At 42.5% G+C, this 16,317-nt stretch carries 13 protein-coding genes and 1 pseudogene; 11 read left to right on the forward strand and 3 right to left on the reverse strand.

Features of this window, described 5'->3' with window-relative positions; translation table 11 throughout:
* Positions 1 to 452: 452 nt before the first annotated feature.
* From msrB to QM830_RS08710, 5 genes are all read left to right on the forward strand, one after another.
* Positions 453 to 1,388: a peptide-methionine (R)-S-oxide reductase MsrB gene (msrB, locus tag QM830_RS08690; RefSeq protein ID WP_414326505.1), complete on the forward strand. Its 936-nt coding sequence runs from the start codon at positions 453 to 455 to the stop codon at positions 1,386 to 1,388.
* A gap of 677 nt (positions 1,389 to 2,065) precedes the next feature.
* Complete coding sequence (locus QM830_RS08695; RefSeq protein ID WP_414326507.1) at positions 2,066 to 3,409, forward strand: CapA family protein; 1,344 nt, start codon at positions 2,066 to 2,068, stop codon at positions 3,407 to 3,409.
* A gap of 3 nt (positions 3,410 to 3,412) precedes the next feature.
* Positions 3,413 to 5,077, forward strand: coding sequence for a MutS-related protein (locus QM830_RS08700; RefSeq protein WP_414326508.1), 1,665 nt, complete (start codon positions 3,413 to 3,415; stop codon positions 5,075 to 5,077).
* Between the two features lie 22 nt (positions 5,078 to 5,099).
* Positions 5,100 to 5,816 carry a DUF554 domain-containing protein gene (locus tag QM830_RS08705; RefSeq protein ID WP_414326509.1) on the forward strand — a complete coding sequence of 239 codons (717 nt, stop codon included), beginning with the start codon at positions 5,100 to 5,102 and terminating at the stop codon, positions 5,814 to 5,816.
* A 623-nt stretch (positions 5,817 to 6,439) separates the two neighbouring features.
* Positions 6,440 to 7,018, forward strand: a complete 579-nt coding sequence (locus QM830_RS08710) for an HD domain-containing protein (protein WP_414326531.1) — start codon at positions 6,440 to 6,442, stop codon at positions 7,016 to 7,018.
* A gap of 376 nt (positions 7,019 to 7,394) precedes the next feature.
* Here QM830_RS08710 and QM830_RS08715 read toward each other — a convergent pair whose 3' ends face one another.
* Positions 7,395 to 7,862, reverse strand: a complete 468-nt coding sequence (locus QM830_RS08715) for an 8-oxo-dGTP diphosphatase (protein WP_003004973.1) — start codon at positions 7,860 to 7,862, stop codon at positions 7,395 to 7,397.
* Positions 7,863 to 8,059: 197 nt separating this feature from the next.
* On the opposite strand from QM830_RS08715, the gene QM830_RS08720 reads away from it, so the two are divergent.
* Together QM830_RS08720 and QM830_RS08725 are read left to right on the forward strand one after the other, a co-directional pair.
* Complete coding sequence (locus QM830_RS08720; protein ID WP_414326511.1) at positions 8,060 to 8,908, forward strand: Cof-type HAD-IIB family hydrolase; 849 nt, start codon at positions 8,060 to 8,062, stop codon at positions 8,906 to 8,908.
* A complete protein-coding gene (locus QM830_RS08725; RefSeq protein ID WP_414326513.1) occupies positions 8,909 to 9,541 on the forward strand; it encodes an SGNH/GDSL hydrolase family protein in 633 nt (210 codons plus the stop codon). It abuts the gene before it with no gap.
* 163 nt (positions 9,542 to 9,704) lie between these two features.
* Here the strand turns inward: QM830_RS08725 and QM830_RS08730 are convergent, their stop codons facing one another.
* On the reverse strand, positions 9,705 to 10,346 hold the full coding sequence (locus tag QM830_RS08730; protein WP_414326515.1) for a TipC family immunity protein: 642 nt from the start codon (positions 10,344 to 10,346) through the stop codon (positions 9,705 to 9,707).
* A 47-nt stretch (positions 10,347 to 10,393) separates the two neighbouring features.
* Positions 10,394 to 10,881 (reverse strand): annotated as a pseudogene (locus QM830_RS08735) (hypothetical protein).
* 321 nt (positions 10,882 to 11,202) lie between these two features.
* Here QM830_RS08735 and QM830_RS08740 point away from each other — a divergent pair.
* The 4 genes from QM830_RS08740 to spxB form a co-directional block, all read left to right on the forward strand.
* On the forward strand, positions 11,203 to 11,598 hold the full coding sequence (locus QM830_RS08740) for a CopY/TcrY family copper transport repressor (RefSeq protein ID WP_003013309.1): 396 nt from the start codon (positions 11,203 to 11,205) through the stop codon (positions 11,596 to 11,598).
* Between the two features lie 18 nt (positions 11,599 to 11,616).
* Positions 11,617 to 11,988: a cupredoxin domain-containing protein gene (locus QM830_RS08745; RefSeq protein WP_414326517.1), complete on the forward strand. Its 372-nt coding sequence runs from the start codon at positions 11,617 to 11,619 to the stop codon at positions 11,986 to 11,988.
* A 10-nt stretch (positions 11,989 to 11,998) separates the two neighbouring features.
* Entirely contained in the window at positions 11,999 to 14,221 is a 2,223-nt protein-coding gene (locus QM830_RS08750) for a heavy metal translocating P-type ATPase (RefSeq protein ID WP_414326519.1), read from the forward strand.
* A gap of 609 nt (positions 14,222 to 14,830) precedes the next feature.
* Positions 14,831 to 16,317 (forward strand): pyruvate oxidase (gene spxB / locus QM830_RS08755; protein WP_414326521.1); only part of this gene is annotated, 1,487 nt, incomplete at its 3' end.

Consider the following 16,317-nt stretch of genomic DNA (forward strand, 5'->3'; position numbering starts at 1 on the left):
AGTTTTTTTAGATTTCTTATCCAGAGAGTGCATTCTGTTCCTAGTTTTAGGAATTCTCCATTTATATAGAGAGAAAAAGGAGTACAATGGAGGTGAGAAGGAGTTTATGATCACTGGCATGATGAGGCTGTGAAGCTTCAGTCACAGTTCTAGGGTGAGACGGTGGTTTTGTATGTGTTACTAAAATTATATCTGAAAAAAATTCAGAGGAGGTGTTGGTCATGGTAGTCCTTCATGATTTTCTACATCAGCTAAGCATTTCGTTTTGGAATTTCTATTACTCACTCTTTTTCTTATTTGAAAAATAAGTGGGAATGCCTCTGTCCCTTTTACTAGTATAGTAGAAGGGATTTTTGATGCAGAATCCTTGAAAATCTGAGGCTATTGGATTATGATGGAGCTAATAGATGTCAAGCGTTCCACATAGAGAATGCAGGAAGCGAGGAAAAAAGATGGCAGAGATTTATCTAGCAGGGGGCTGTTTTTGGGGCTTAGAGGAGTATTTTTCACGGATCCCCGGTGTAGAACAGACGACGGTGGGCTATGCCAATGGCCAGGTAGAAACGACCAATTACCAACTAATCAAGGAAACGGATCATGCAGAGACCGTACAAGTCGTCTATGATCCAGACAAGATTACTCTACGAGCGATTCTGCTCTACTATTTCCGTGTGATTGATCCCTTGTCCATGAACAAACAGGGAAATGATCGCGGCCGCCAATATCGAACGGGCGTCTATTACCTGGACGAGGCGGATCGTGAGGTGATCGCCCAAGTATTTGCGGAAGAAGAAAAGCAACTGGGCAGCAAGATCGCGGTGGAGCTAGAACCCTTGCGCCACTATATTTTGGCGGAGGACTACCATCAAGACTACCTTAAGAAGAATCCTGGGGGCTATTGCCATATCGATGTGACGGATGCTGAGCGGCCCTTGATTGATCCGGCAGCCTATCAGAAACCAGATCAAGAAACCTTAAAGGCAAAATTGACAGCAGAGCAGTACCAAGTTACCCAAGAAAGCGCGACGGAGCGCCCGTTCCACAATGCCTATGACCAGACCTTTGAAGAGGGCATCTATGTGGATATTACGACTGGGGAACCTCTCTTTTTTGCCAAGGATAAGTTTGCGTCTGGCTGTGGCTGGCCAAGTTTCTCTCGTCCCATTGCCAAAGATGTCGTCCACTATTACCAGGACCATAGCCACGGGATGGAGCGGATCGAAGTTCGGTCCCGCTCCGGCAATGCCCATCTCGGCCATGTCTTCACCGATGGACCGAGAGAGCAAGGTGGCCTTCGTTACTGTATCAATTCGGCCTCTCTACGCTTTGTTCCTAAAGAGGAAATGGAGCGAGAAGGATATGGTTATTTGTTAAAGACATTGAAATAATAGAAAAAGCATCTTAGAAACTTTCCTTAGGTGAGTACGGACGTCAGCGAACTTCATAAAAGTTCCATGACTAAATTATGATACAAAGGGCGTCCGCGGATACAGTCAAAATAGGAAGTTTGACGCAGAATCTTTTGATTCTAGGAAAACTTATCTTTTTGACACAATCCGCAGCCCGTGTTCAATTCGTTTTGAACCCCTTCGCTTTTCAATTTTTAGGCTCAGGCTAAAACAGTTCCCCGAACTGTTTTACTTTCAAAACTCCCGAGTGAGAGTGGGACAGAAGTTCTAGTCTCTCAATTGTCTTTGGATTATCGAGCAAGACGCAGTGGTTGAGTGGGCTCTACTACGCTGATTTCATCAGCTTTTACAGCCCTACTCAACTGTGCGGAGGTGAGACGACGAAATCGAATTCTAACGAATGACCGATTTCTGTCCCACTCTCACTTTTCTCACAGCGGAAAGTTTCAGTAGATGCTTGCATCAGTTGAAAATCGTGATGATGTTTTCTGCTTTGAAGAAACCATTCTTTTATTATCCAATCATTTAAAAGTTCTGTTTTACAGAACTTTTTTTCTCCTCATAAAAATTGTGATACAATGAAGAGAAAGTATTTCAATGACAGCTCAATCTGTTGGCGGATCATTGGGGAAATCAGATACGAAGAAGAGGTAGGAATGTTAGAGAAGTGGGAGAATGTGAAAGGGATCATCAAAACGATGGGAAAAGAGCTATCGGCGGCCTTTGATTGGGTTTTTAATCGTCTCTTTTCAAGAATTCAGCTGACCAATGAACAGTTTGTCTATGTGCTCTTGTCTGTCGTTTTTATCGTGGCCAATGCTATCTTATGGGTGCAAAAGTTTCAAGGCTTTCCGATCACCGCAACCGAACGGCCAGAGGTTGTGTACAAGGCAAATACACCGGCTGACCAGATTCCTCATACAGCGCGGATCATGGCCAATGGAGACCAGCTCTACCACGATCTGGTCTATATGAGCGCGCAAAAAGAAGACGGAAGCTATGATTTTCATGAAAATTATGAGTATGTCAAACCCTGGCTACAAAAATCGGATCTGGCCTTGGGTGATTTTGAAGGAACCATTAATCCTAACTACTATTTAATGGGCTATCCTTTCTTTAATGCCCCTAGCGAAGTGGTACCAGCCATCAAGGATGCTGGTTATGATGTCATGGATTTGGGACACAACCATATCTTGGATTCAGGCCTAGATGGGGTCTATTCGACAGCCAAGGCCTTTGAAGATGCAGGCATCACACCTGTCGGTGTCTACACGCATGAAAAGAGAGGGCAAGCTCCCTTGGTGATCAAGGAAGTGAATGGCATCAAGATTGCTATTCTAGCCTATGCTTATGGGTTTAATGGAATGGAAACGACGCTCACTCCAGAGGAGCAAGCAGATGTCTTGTCTGATTTGGATGAAGAGCGGATGAAGGCGGAGATCCAAAAGGCAGAGCAAGAGGCTGATATCACCATTGTCATGCCCCAGATGGGAATCGAATACCAGTTGGAGCCGACAGAAGAGCAAAAAGAGCTCTACCATAAGATGATTTCATGGGGAGCTGATATTGTCTTTGGCGGGCATCCCCATGTTGTAGAGCCTGCTGAAGTGGTCAATAAAGATGGTCAAAACAAGCTCATCATCTACTCGATGGGGAATTTTCTTTCTAATCAGCGTCTGGAAACCATGGGGGACGTGGAGACTGCCCAGTGGACAGAGCGAGGAGTCTTGATGGATGTGACCATCGAAAAGGTCGGCCGCAAGACAAAGATTAAGACAGCGACTGCTCATCCAACCTGGGTTAGTCGAACTCCGAAGGGGACCTATTCTCCTGAAGGCTATGAGTTGTACAACTACCAGACCTATATTTTGGAAGATTTTATCCAGGGTGGCAAATACCGCGACAAGCTGGATGAGGAGACCAAGGAGAGAGTGGACACGGCTTACCAAGAAATGAAGGAACATGTTCACTTGGATTGGCCTCAGAGTGGAAAGGAATAGAGTATGGAAGGAAATGTAAACTGGATTCCGCTTGGGATTCTAGGATTGATGGTGGTGATTTGGGCAACCAAATTTCTGACGGCCATCCGCCTCAAGCAAAAGCTGAAAAAAGCTTGGGATGGAGCGCCTTTCTTTCGTAAGAAAGACACGGAAGAAAGTTTGATAGACAGTCTGGCTTATCCAGCTAAGGGAAGGACGATCGATAGCCAAGTGGATGATCAGACCTGGCATGATTTGGCTTTGGATGCGGTCTTTGATCAGCTCAACTATACCCAATCAAGCCTTGGGGCAGAAGCTCTCTATCAAAAAATGCGCCTGCTGGAATTCCAGCCTCAGGACCAGCTTCATGACGTAGAAGACTTCTTTAAAGAACATCCTGATTTGCGCCTCAAGGTCCAGGTCATTTTCAACCAACTGGGCAAGAAGAACCACAACATGGCGCGTAGCATTGTCGCAAATCCCGGCAAGCATTATGCAGGTTTGCCCCTCTATCTAGCCTTGGCCTGTCTTCCTATTCTCTGTCTCTTTGCCATCCCCTTTGAGCCAGTCGGGGCCATTACCCTCTTGGTGATCAGTGTGGTCTTTAATATTGTCTTTTCGAGTTTGCGCAATTGGTCCAATAAAATTCGTTTGGACAATGTCAGCTATCTGGTTCGCATCTTTGCTTCGGCAGAACGCTTGAGCCATCTGGCCTTGCCACAACAAGAAGAACTCAAGCAGGCAGTCAAACCCTTTAAGAAAACGCGGATCCTTGCCAGTGTCTTACAGAGTCCAACGGGGACCTCTGAGATGGAAATTATTCTCCTCTACCTCAACGTTCTCTTTTTACTCCCGCAGATCGCTCAGGTTTATATTTACAATCAGGTGAAGGCACATCAAAAAGAGGCCCAGAAGCTTCTGGATCTGCTAGGGGAGATGGAAGTCGCTATTAGCCTCTTGCGCCACAAGCGGGATCTAGAAGTGGTCTGCCAGCCAGTCTTTACGGAAACGGGTGGCATTGAGGGAGAGACGCTCTATCATCCCTTGCTGTCCAATCCGATTGCGAATGATGTGCATTTTCAAAAAAATATGGTCATCAGTGGGGACAATGCGTCCGGGAAATCGACCTATTTGAAGACTGTCGCCATCAATGCCATTCTGGCTCAAGGATTAGGCTTTGCCTATGGAGAAACCTTTGCCCTTCCTTATGGTCATGTCCTAACGGCTATGGATGTGAGTGATGATATTGAAGTTGGAGATAGTTACTTCATCACTGAGAGTAAAGCTATTTTGCGTATGATTCAGCATCTGAAAAAGCCTGGTTTTCACTACTTCTTTATTGACGAGCTCTTTAAAGGGACCAATACCATCGAGCGGATCGGATCAGGCCTTGGGATTGTCCGCTGGTTAGCTGCCCAAAACTGCCTCTACATGATTTCCAGTCATGATATTGAGCTGGTCGCAGCCTCCGGTGAAGTCAATGATAATTACCATTTTGACAGTCGCTATGTGGATGGCAAGATCGTCTTTGACTACCAGATCAAGCCAGGGTCAGCCGTGACCAAGAATGCGGTCAATACCCTAGAAAGCCTGCATTATCCAGAGGAAATTACGCAAACAGCCAAGGACTTGATTGACCAGTATGAAGAGACGGGACACTGGTCTTTGAAAGAAATTGAAAAAGAATGAAAATGAACGAAGGAGTTTGTAAATGATCGGTTTAGGGACCCTCTATAATGCCTTAGGGGTCGTATTTGGTGGGCTTTTAGGATTGCTCATCGGTCAACGTTTATCAGAAGATTTTCATGAGACCCTTCTGAAAGTGACAGGAGTTGCTGTTTTTGTCTTGGGCATTGCAGGGACCTTGGAAAAAATGCTGGTGGTGCATGGAAGTCATGTGGAAAGTCACGGCAGTATGATGTTGATTCTGAGTCTAGTGATCGGGACCGTTATCGGGGAACTCTTGAAGATTGAGGAGGGCTTTGAGCACTTGGGAACTTGGCTGAAGGAAAAGACGGGCAACCAAGGCGATACCAGTTTTGTTGATGCCTTTATGACCACGGCCTTGACCATTTGTATCGGGGCTATGGCAGTGGTCGGCCCTGTCCAGGATGGCTTGACAGGGGACACCTCGACCTTGTTGGCCAAGGCTATCCTGGATATGGTTATTGTTCTGGTTTTGACCGTTTCAAAAGGAAAGGGTGCGATCTTTGCAGTGGTTCCACTCGTGATCCTTCAAGGTTTGATCACGCTGTTGGCCCATTTGATCGCACCGATCATGACCCCACAAGCCCTTTCGAATCTGTCCCTAGTTGGCTCCAGCCTCATTCTCTGTGTAGGGATCAATCTCATCTGGGGCAAACGAATCAAGGTCGCCAATCTCCTGCCAGCAGTGCTAATTGCCATTATTTGGGCCTTTGTTGGGTGAAAAATAGAAGCTAAGCAGTAGCTTCAGATTTAAGACAAAGTCAACTTAAAAACTTTCCTTAGGTGAGTACGGACGTCAGCGAACTTCTACGAAGTTCCATGACTAAATCAAGATACAAAGGGCGTCTGCGGATAAAGTCAAAATAGGAAGTTTGACGCAGAATCTTTTGGTTCTAGGAAAACTTATCTTTTTGACACAATCCGTAGCCCGTGTTCAATTCGCATTGAGCCCCTTCGCTCTTTAATTTCTGGGCTCAGGCTAAAACAGTTTCCCAAACTGTTTTACTCTCAATAATTCCGAGTGCCTGAAACGTATTGTTTCAGGCACTTTTCTCACAGCGGAAAGTTTTTGTATTTTCTTGATTCATTCTAAAAATAGAAGCTCATTTTTACTTACTTTTAGAATCGATTAACTTATTTTACATTAAAATGGTTTGTCTCATTCTAAAGCTAACCGGTAAAGACTGGTTAGCTTTTTTTGCTTGTCCTTGTAGTCTTGTTAGAAAAATGAAGGTGCTCCCAAAAAGGGGGATATTTTCTTTTTGCAAATACGGGAATTCATTTATGGAAAACCTGATTTTTGGTATGATAGTCGTAATTTCGAATAGGGAGGTTGGAGTCGCCATGAGTGATTTGAATCAGACAGTTGAATTTATTAAAGAAATTGAGAAATTAAAGTCGGTAACAAGGTTTAATAGAACCCTTGATGGACGGTTTGAAAATAGTGCCGAGCATTCTTGGCAGGGTGCGATAGCTGCGATGGTTCTGCAAGATTATTATCCTGAAAAATTGAATATGGAAAAGGTCATGTCTCTGTTACTGATCCATGATTTAGGTGAGATTTATGCCGGAGATACTTGGGTGTTTGATGATGAAAAAAAGCTTCATGCTCATGATAGAGAGCTAGCATCTATAGAAAAAACAATGAGCCTTCTTCCAGAAGCAACATATTTGGATATGAAAAATTCGTGGTTGGAGTTTGAAAAAGGGCAGAGTCCTGAGGCAAGATATGCAAGAGTGATTGATGCATTGGTACCACTGATCAATCACTTGGAAGTGTCAGAAGTCGATTATAATCCCGATCATATCCGTTCAGAGATGGTATTAGAAAAGAAAAAATTTATAAAAAGTGAATCCAAAGCGTTATGGAAACTGACAGAAGAGTTGGTTCAGGAAAGTGTAGAAAAGGGCTTGTATTTTTAATAACAACTGGCCCTACAGATTAATTTATAAAAGACAAAGGCGTGTCAATTCAGCACGTCTTTTTTTTTACTTTTTCTATGGTATATATAGAAGATAGATTTATAACTGGAGAATGTAAGTATATATGATTAAACTAGTCACAACTGAAATCGGAATAAGGAAATTGATGCAATAGAATATAGAGAAAGCCTTGGAATAAGCTGTTTCCAAGGCTTTTTAGCTATCTATAGATACAAAGAAAAGTTGTCAGAGTAGATGATTTTTATTAGATAACGTTAAACTATATGTTATTAAAGACAGATTGTGTTGAGTACTAAAGTATACAAAAATTACTATTGGATTAAGACTTTTGCATTTGATTATACCTTAGAGAATACTAGTCAAATAAAATTGTTTTGTTTTCGCTAATGCATTTCTTATTATCATCCCAATAGTTAATACTTTCAAAGCTTCCTTTTCTTAAATAAAGGGGTAGCCTTTTTCTTATTTCATCTTGCATTGGTATTTTATCGATTTCTTTTAGATTCCACCATTTTGGCTCACCTTCATCAGATGTGCTTAGTTCACCAGTAAATTGAGTACATAAAAAGTCATAGAAGACAAATCTCTCATTACCAATTGAATTGGTAAAGCCTGAAATTCCTTTTAATTCAAGATTTAATGCGGTAAGTCCAGTCTCTTCCTTAAGTTCCCGTAATGCAGCTTCAAAAAAACTTTCAGGGAATTCAACTTTTCCCCCCGGTGGAATCCAGCCAGGAAAATTATCGTGTTGTCTATTAAGTAATAAAATTTCTTGATTTTTCAAAACGCAAATGTTAACCCAGTTTTTGATTTTTTCAGTCATATTATTAGCCTCCAACAGTATTTTTTCATATACAAGTCTATATGTCAAGGGCTATAAGCTATTTATGATTGTGACAAATGTGAGTCTTGTTAGAAAAATGATGGTGCTCCGAAAAGAAAGGAATTCTTTTAAATGTGATAAAATAAGAAACAGGAGTGAAGATTGGATTCATTTTGAAGGTGAAAGGTGAGTGAGTTATGATCAAACTAATCGCAACAGATATGGATGGAACCTTATTAGATGAACGAGGAGAGGTGGACCTTCCGCGTCTGGAAAGGCTGTTGGACCACTTGGATCAAAAAGGGATTCGCTTTGTCATTGCGACGGGAAATGAAATCCATCGCATGCGCCAGCTCTTGGGTCCCTTGGTCAAGCGGGTGACCCTGGTCGTCGCCAACGGAGCTCGGATTTTTGAGAATGACCAGATGGTTCTAGGAAAATTCTGGGATCGGGAATTGGTAGAGGCGGTTCTTGCTTATTTTAAGGGCCGGGAAATTTCAGACCAGTTGGTTGTATCAGCTGTCAATGGAGGCTTTGTCAAGGAAGGAACGGTCTTTACAGAAGTTGAAAAATTCATGCAGCCGGAAGTGATTGAAGCCTTGTACAAGCGAATGAAGTTTGTTCCGGAATTGACAGCCGATTTGTTTGACCAGGTGCTTAAAATGAGCTTGGTGGTTGGTTTGGATCGTCTTGATCAAGTGAGTCAGGAAGTCCAACAGGCTTTTGGAGATCAGCTGATGGCGGTTTCTAGCGGTTTCGGCAGCATGGATCTCTTGCAAGCAGGTATTCACAAGGCTTGGGGACTGGCTCAATTAATGGAGAAATGGCAGCTTGATGCTAGTCAGGTTATGGCCTTTGGGGATAGCGGAAATGACATGGAAATGCTTGAAATGGCTGCTCACTCCTATGCGGTGGCCAATGCAGAAGAAGCTGTCAAGGCGGTCGCTACGCACTCAGCACCGAGCCATCAAGAAGGCGGTGTCTACCAGGTGATCGAAGAGTATCTAGGACTGACCCCCTGGGAACAAGTGAAAGGAAAGAAGTAGATGGCGGTACAACTGTTAGAAGACTGGCTCTTAAAGGAGCAGGAGAAAATTTTAACAACCTATCGGGAGCTCAATCAAGCCCCTCTGAAAGAGCCTGGTTTGATCTTTATCGGGGACTCTATCATGGAGTATTTCCCCATTCATGAACTATTACAAAGTCCCAAACACATGGTCAATCGAGGAGTAAGAGGCTATAAGACGGATCTCCTTCGTAAGCATCTAGACGCCCATGTTTTTGGAACGGCGGTGGATCAGATCTTTCTCTTGATAGGGACCAATGATATCGGAAAAGAAATTCCTCAAAAGGAAACCTTAGACAATGTAGAAGCGGTCTTACAAGTGATCATGCGGGATTTTCCGCTGACCCACATCAACCTGATCTCGGTTTTACCGGTGAGTCAAGAAGAGCGCTACAAGCAAAAGGTCTATGTCCGGACCAATGAAAAAATTCAAGCCCTCAATCAGGCCTATCAAGAATTGGCCCAAGCCTACCACCAGGTCAGCTATGTCGATGTGTATTCGTCTTTATTGGATGAAGTGGGGCAGTTAGCAGAAGCCTATACGACAGATGGCCTCCATCTAAGTGTGGCTGGCTACCGCATCCTAGCCCAAGCTCTGCAGGAGATAGTATAGAGATAGCGTCTGTAGCAGGCAACTAGCGTTAACAGTAAAAGCCATGGTTTACATGGTTTTTGGCTTGTCTATAATTAGAGTTAATCCAATTTTTTATGCATACAAATAAGCGAGCTTCATGACAAAGCTCGCTTTTTCTGTTATGAAAGAAATAACTTATTTTCTAGTTCTTCGATAAATCATCTCTCCAAATATCCTTGACCGTCACATCGCCCCAATTTTTAGTGCTAAAGCGACTAGAGTATATGGAGGTCCAATCTTTCAGTACTTTATTACGGAGTACATCATCTGCTTCCTTACGAATGTCTTCAACAGTCTTTCCATGCTCTGCCAGAAAGGCTTCTACTTGAGACTTGCGATAATATCTCACGCTATTTTCATCGTGATACCACATATAGCGTTCCATTTTTTTATTTGTTACACTATATGTATAACTTACATTTATTGTATTTTTTGTCTCAGGGAGTTTTATTCTCATAAAAATAAAAACTTCAGGTGCTCTATAATTCGAAAAATAAAATTGATAACCTAATTTCCCAATGTTTCTAGGCAAGGATAATGCTGTGTATTCAACACTATGTTTATAAACATCCTTTGAATCATTATCCGTAATATGGACATCATTTAAATTATTAAACACACTTTCACGCCATAAAAATTCAATATTATGGTAATCACTCTTCTCATAATATATTTCATCAAAAATATTGTGAATCCGCTGATGCTTATAGTACTGAAAGCCACCAAAAGATAAACACAAGGCTATAAAAATTGAAATAAGTAGTAGTCTTTTTTTCTTCATCATTCTTCTCTCACGCATCTATTCTTCGGGCAAATTACGGCCTCTCAAGTTTACCGATCCACCACTCGCGCTTCAAAGTTAGCTGGCTTGTCGTCTACATTGGTGATGGTTATTGTATAGGGCTTGTTATTGGTTACATTAAAAACTTTTTCCCCCTGGTAACTGACAACAATTCCATCATGAACTAAATGGATACCTTTTTGATTATTGGGCAACTCTTCATCAGCATCTTCTGAATGATGGCTTCGAACAAGTTTTTGCCCTTCAACATCATAAAAAATATCGCCATGCATCTCAAACCAAACTCCTGAACCTGATAATTTAAGACTATTAGTATCTTTTTTTTCAAGATTAATTCTGAGTAGTATTCTACATCTTGTATCCGAGGATTTACTGTAAAGTTTACCGACTCTCCTGGCTGCAGAGTATATTTACCAAGTTTTTGTGCCCATAGATAAAACAGAAAACTAGCTACTATGACTACAACAAGTACTAAACTACAACCTAAATTCCAATTCGATTTTTTCTTCATGCTCATTTGTACCTCTCCTTGTAGTCGTTAATTCCGTCTTGAATCATCTGAGCATCACCTGGATTATCTCCATAATTTCCATTAATAAACTTATATCATAATTTGTCCCATTTTGAAATAATTATATTTGTATTCACTTCAAGAGTCTTCCGAAAATCCCTTCTAAATTCCATGTAGAAGAGATACGAATGATATAGCAAAAAGCCCAACCAGACAAATCTTCAAAGGAAGATTTGTTTTTTTTAAAACTTTTGGTTGACAAATGTAAATCTTAGGTGTAAAATAGCATCATAAGATTTACAAATGTAGATTTAGAAAGGAGAAGCCATGCAAATTTCCAATGCGGAATGGCGCATCATGAAGATTATCTGGATGGAAGGCAAGCAAACCAGCACGGATTTGATCGCCGTCTTGTCCGAGCGCTTTGACTGGTCGAAGTCGACGATTAAGACTCTCTTGACCCGCTTGGTGGAGAAAGGATGTTTGACTAGAGAAAAATCAGGCAAAGCCTTTGTTTACTCGGCTTTGTTGAAGCAGGACCAGGGTTTAGACTTGGTGGTTGAGGATGTGAAAGACAAGGTTTGCTCAAAAAGAATTGTCCAGGTGCTTGAAAACTTGATTCAGGAGAGTGACTTTACGCTTGCAGATCTTAATCAGCTGCAGCAGGTCCTCGAAGAAAAGAAAGCAGAGGCTGTCGAAACAGTCCCTTGCAATTGTATGTAATAGAAAGAAGGAAATTCCATGTTTGGATTGTTGATTAGTATTGTTTGTTTACTTTTGGTTGCTTTTACTGCTTGGTGGTTCTTTGCAGAGCATGAAAAGGTAAGCGGCCACGCTCGTCAGAAATCAGGTTATCAAGAAATTGAAGTCGAAGTCATGGGGGGGTATTCGCCTGAAACCATTGTCCTGAAAAAGAATGTTCCAGCCCGGATCATCTTTCATCGCAAGGATCCATCTTCATGTCTGGCTCAAGTGATCTTTCCAGATTTTGGCGTTCATGAAGATTTGCCTTTAGGTGAAAAACATGTCATTGAAATTACGCCAGAAAAAGCGGGCGAATATGGGTATTCATGTGGAATGAACATGATGCATGGTCAAATGATTGTGGAATAAAGGAGTAGGTATGGTAGAAAAACAAAAAGCAGTTGTGGAAAACGGAGTGCAAAAGATCCGTATTACAGCAGAAAAGGGCTATAGTCCCAAAGAATTTCAACTTCAAAAAGGGATCCCTGCTGAAATCACCTTCCATCGGGTCAATCCTTCCGGCTGTTATAAGGAAATTTTGTTTGAAGATCAGGGGATTTTAGAGCCTTTGGAAGTCGGTGTGGATAAGGTGATATCCTTTACCCCGACAGAAACAGGGGACTTCGAGTTTTCATGTGGAATGAAGATGCAAAAGGGTTCCTACACGGTTGTGGAAAAACGCCGTCGTGTCTTAAGTTTACGGGATCGCTTTTGGATTACTAGTATCTTTACCCTTCCTTTATTGATCTTGATGATCGGGATGTGGGCAGGACTTGTATCCCATCCAGTCAATCGCTGGGGGACTTTTCTAGCGACAACGCCGATCATGTTGGTAGCAGGAGTACCTTTTATCAAGAGTGCCTGGGCCTCATTTAAGAAGCACCATTCCAATATGGATACCTTGGTAGCTCTTGGAACCCTGGTAGCCTATGTCTATAGTGTATTTGCCCTTTTTACTGGTCAGCCAGTATACTTTGAGGCTGCGGGTTTTATCATCTTCTTTATCCTCTTAGGGCAAATCTTTGAAGAACGGATGCGTAACAATGCCTCCGAGGCTGTGGAAAAGTTGTTGGATTTGCAGGCAAAAACGGCTCAAGTTCTCCGTGATGGGAACTATGTCGAGGTGGCGGCAGAAGATATCCAAATTGATGACTTGATTCGGGTCCGTCCTGGGGAAAAGATTGCGGTTGATGGGACGATTGTAGAAGGAAGTACGACCATTGATGAGTCGATGGTGACAGGTGAAAGCTTGCCTGTGGAAAAATCAGTTGGTGATGCAGTTATCGGCTCCACTATCAACAGCAATGGGACCATTCTCTTTAAGGCTGAAAAAGTCGGTAGTGAGACCCTCTTATCTCAAATTGTGGACTTTGTCAAAATGGCCCAATCCAGTCGTGCTCCCATTCAAGATTTGACGGATAAGATTTCAGGTATCTTTGTTCCAGTGGTGACAATTTTGGCCATTGCGACTTTCTGGGTTTGGTCCGTGCTTCTGGGCGCGTCGCTTCAAGAGGCCATGCTCTATGCAGTCTCTGTCCTCATTATTGCCTGTCCTTGTGCCCTTGGTTTAGCAACCCCAACAGCCCTGATGGTCGGAACCGGCCGTAGTGCTAAGATGGGGGTTCTGATTAAAAATGGAACAGTTCTTCAAGAAGTGCAAAAGATTCAAACCGTTGTGTTTGATAAGACAGGGACTATTACCATTGGCCAACCACTTGTAACCGATGTTGTAGGAGATGAAGCGCGTGTCTTGACACTGGCTGCTAGTCTTGAAACTTTTTCAGAACATCCACTAGCCCAAGCAGTGTTATCACAAGCAGAAGAAAAAGGTTTGGTGTTATCCCCTGTGGAAAACTTCCAAGCGATTGAAGGAAAAGGGGTCCAAGGTCAGATCGACCAGCAGTTGGTGACCTTGGGAAATGGCAAACTTCATGACGGGACAGCGATGGATCCGGAGCTTGAAAAACGGATGGTAGAGTTGCAAGAGCAGGCCAAAACAGTGATCAATTTGGCTGTGGATGGGCAAGTGATTGGCTTGATTGCCATTCAAGATGCTCCGAAGGCCAGCTCAAAAGAAGCGATCAAAAAGCTCAAAGAACGGGGCTTGAAAACGGTCATGTTAACGGGGGATAATGAACGGGTGGCCCAAGCTATTGCTAAGCAAGTGGGAATTGACACCGTCATTGCTGATGTCCTTCCTCAAGAAAAAGCAAGCGCCATCCAAAAACTGCAAGAAGCTAGCAAGGTCGCGTTTGTTGGAGATGGGATCAATGATGCTCCAGCTCTCTCGATCGCGGATGTAGGGATCGCTATGGGATCTGGAACGGATATTGCGATCGAGTCCGGTGGCATCGTGCTCACGCAAAATGATTTGCTTGGCGTTGTGCGCGCCTTTGACATGAGTCAAAAGACCTTCCGCAGGATTTTACTCAATCTCTTCTGGGCCTCTATCTACAATCTCCTTGGGCTTCCAATTGCTGCTGGAGTCTTTGTAGGACTGGGATTGACCCTCAATCCAGAACTAGCAGGTCTTGCCATGGCCCTTAGTTCTTTGTCTGTTTTGGCTAGCTCTCTGCTTCTCAATGTTGAGAAAATTGATTAATGGGAATAAAAAGTGATACACATATCACGTAGAGTGAAGATAAAATCTTTCCTGAGATTTTCCTTAGGTGAGTACGGACGTCAGCGAACTTCTACGAGGTTCCAAAACTCCCGAGCGCTAGAAACACAGTTGTTTCTAGCGCTTTTCTCACAGCGGAAATTCTCAGGATATATTTAAATAATGAAAACAATAGGGAAGTACTTTTATTTTTACAGAGTTTTCTTATTTTATATTATTTTATATAAAAAATCATTTTTATACGTTCGGAGTGCTACAGTATGCTGTAGCACTTTTTTATCTTTCCTTACAGCTCTAAGGGAAAAGAGGGTATTAAATTATAGTAAAATACCCTATTGTAGGATAGTTTGTGAAAATTTCTCAAAAAGAGCATCTGTTATGGAATAGGGATTGAGCATCTCTGAGCAGATTCTTATACATGTGAATCTCTTTGTGATAAATTAATACTGTAATCGTTTTGTAAATCGTTTTCATGAGAAATGTCAGAAAAAACTCATTTTCAAATTCAAAACGAAACCTGATCGCAAAGATGAAGTAGAAGCGCTATGCTACATTTTTTAAGGATCAAAATAGATTTAAAGGAGAGTTAGAATGACTCAAGGGAAAATTACTGCATCTGCAGCAATGCTCAACGTATTGAAAACATGGGGCGTAGACACGATCTACGGAATCCCATCAGGAACACTTAGCTCATTGATGGACGCTTTGGCTGAAGACAAAGATATCCGTTTCTTGCAAGTTCGCCACGAAGAAACAGGTGCTCTTGCAGCGGTTATGCAAGCTAAATTTGGCGGATCTATCGGTGTTGCAGTTGGTTCAGGTGGACCTGGTGCGACTCACTTGATCAACGGTGTTTACGATGCAGCTATGGATAACACTCCATTCCTTGCTATCCTTGGATCACGTCCAGTTAACGAATTGAACATGGATGCCTTCCAAGAGCTCAACCAAAACCCAATGTACAACGGTATCGCTGTTTACAACAAACGTGTAGCTTACGCAGAACAATTGCCAAAAGTCATCGACGAAGCTTGCCGTGCTGCCGTTTCTAAAAAAGGTCCAGCTGTCGTTGAAATTCCAGTAAACTTTGGTTTCCAAGAAATCGACGAAAACTCATACTACGGTTCAGGTTCTTACGAGCGTTCATTCATCGCTCCTGCTTTGAACGAAGTTGAAATCGACAAAGCTGTTGAAATTTTGAACAACGCTGAACGTCCAGTTATCTACGCTGGTTACGGTGGTGTTAAAGCTGGTGAAGTAATTACTGAATTGTCACGTAAAATCAAAGCACCAATCATCACAACTGGTAAAAACTTCGAAGCGTTCGAATGGAACTACGAAGGTTTGACAGGTTCTGCTTACCGTGTTGGTTGGAAACCAGCCAACGAAGTGGTCTTTGAAGCAGACACAGTTCTTTTCCTTGGTTCAAACTTCCCATTTGCTGAAGTATACGAAGCATTCAAAAACACTGAAAAATTCATCCAAGTGGATATCGACCCTTACAAACTTGGTAAACGCCACGCCCTTGACGCTTCAATCCTTGGTGATGCAGGTCAAGCAACTAAAGCTATCCTTGATAAAGTAAACCCAGTTGAGTCTACTCCATGGTGGCGTGCAAACGTGAAGAATAACCAAAACTGGCGTGATTACATGAACAAACTCGAAGGTAAAACTGAGGGTGAATTGCAATTGTATCAAGTTTACAATGCAATCAACAAACATGCTGATCAAGACGCTATCTACTCAATCGACGTAGGTGACACTACTCAAACATCTACTCGTCACCTTCACATGACACCTAAGAACATGTGGCGTACATCTCCACTCTTTGCGACAATGGGTATTGCCCTTCCTGGTGGTATCGCTGCTAAGAAAGACAATCCAGATCGCCAAGTATGGAACATCATGGGTGACGGTGCATTCAACATGTGCTACCCAGACGTTATCACAAACGTTCAATACGACCTTCCAGTTATCAACGTTGTCTTCTCAAATGGTAAATATGCCTTCATCAAGGACAAATACGAAGACACAAACAAACACTTGTTTGGTTGTGACTTCCCTAATGCTGACTATGC

Source organism: Streptococcus sp. OMI750, assembly GCF_047463895.1.
Taxonomy (GTDB): Bacteria; Bacillota; Bacilli; order Lactobacillales; family Streptococcaceae; genus Streptococcus.

Bases quoted from the DNA above. Each gene is read 5' to 3' on its own strand.
- msrB (WP_414326505.1), top strand. From the start codon at position 453: ATGGCAGAGATTTATCTAGCAGGGGGCTGTTTTTGGGGCTTAGAGGAG.
- QM830_RS08695 (WP_414326507.1), top strand. From the start codon at position 2,066: ATGTTAGAGAAGTGGGAGAATGTGAAAGGGATCATCAAAACGATGGGA.
- QM830_RS08700 (WP_414326508.1), top strand. From the start codon at position 3,413: ATGGAAGGAAATGTAAACTGGATTCCGCTTGGGATTCTAGGATTGATG.
- QM830_RS08705 (WP_414326509.1), top strand. From the start codon at position 5,100: ATGATCGGTTTAGGGACCCTCTATAATGCCTTAGGGGTCGTATTTGGT.
- QM830_RS08710 (WP_414326531.1), top strand. From the start codon at position 6,440: ATGAGTGATTTGAATCAGACAGTTGAATTTATTAAAGAAATTGAGAAA.
- QM830_RS08715 (WP_003004973.1), bottom strand. From the start codon at position 7,862: ATGACTGAAAAAATCAAAAACTGGGTTAACATTTGCGTTTTGAAAAAT.
- QM830_RS08720 (WP_414326511.1), top strand. From the start codon at position 8,060: ATGATCAAACTAATCGCAACAGATATGGATGGAACCTTATTAGATGAA.
- QM830_RS08725 (WP_414326513.1), top strand. From the start codon at position 8,909: ATGGCGGTACAACTGTTAGAAGACTGGCTCTTAAAGGAGCAGGAGAAA.
- QM830_RS08730 (WP_414326515.1), bottom strand. From the start codon at position 10,346: ATGATGAAGAAAAAAAGACTACTACTTATTTCAATTTTTATAGCCTTG.
- QM830_RS08740 (WP_003013309.1), top strand. From the start codon at position 11,203: ATGCAAATTTCCAATGCGGAATGGCGCATCATGAAGATTATCTGGATG.
- QM830_RS08745 (WP_414326517.1), top strand. From the start codon at position 11,617: ATGTTTGGATTGTTGATTAGTATTGTTTGTTTACTTTTGGTTGCTTTT.
- QM830_RS08750 (WP_414326519.1), top strand. From the start codon at position 11,999: ATGGTAGAAAAACAAAAAGCAGTTGTGGAAAACGGAGTGCAAAAGATC.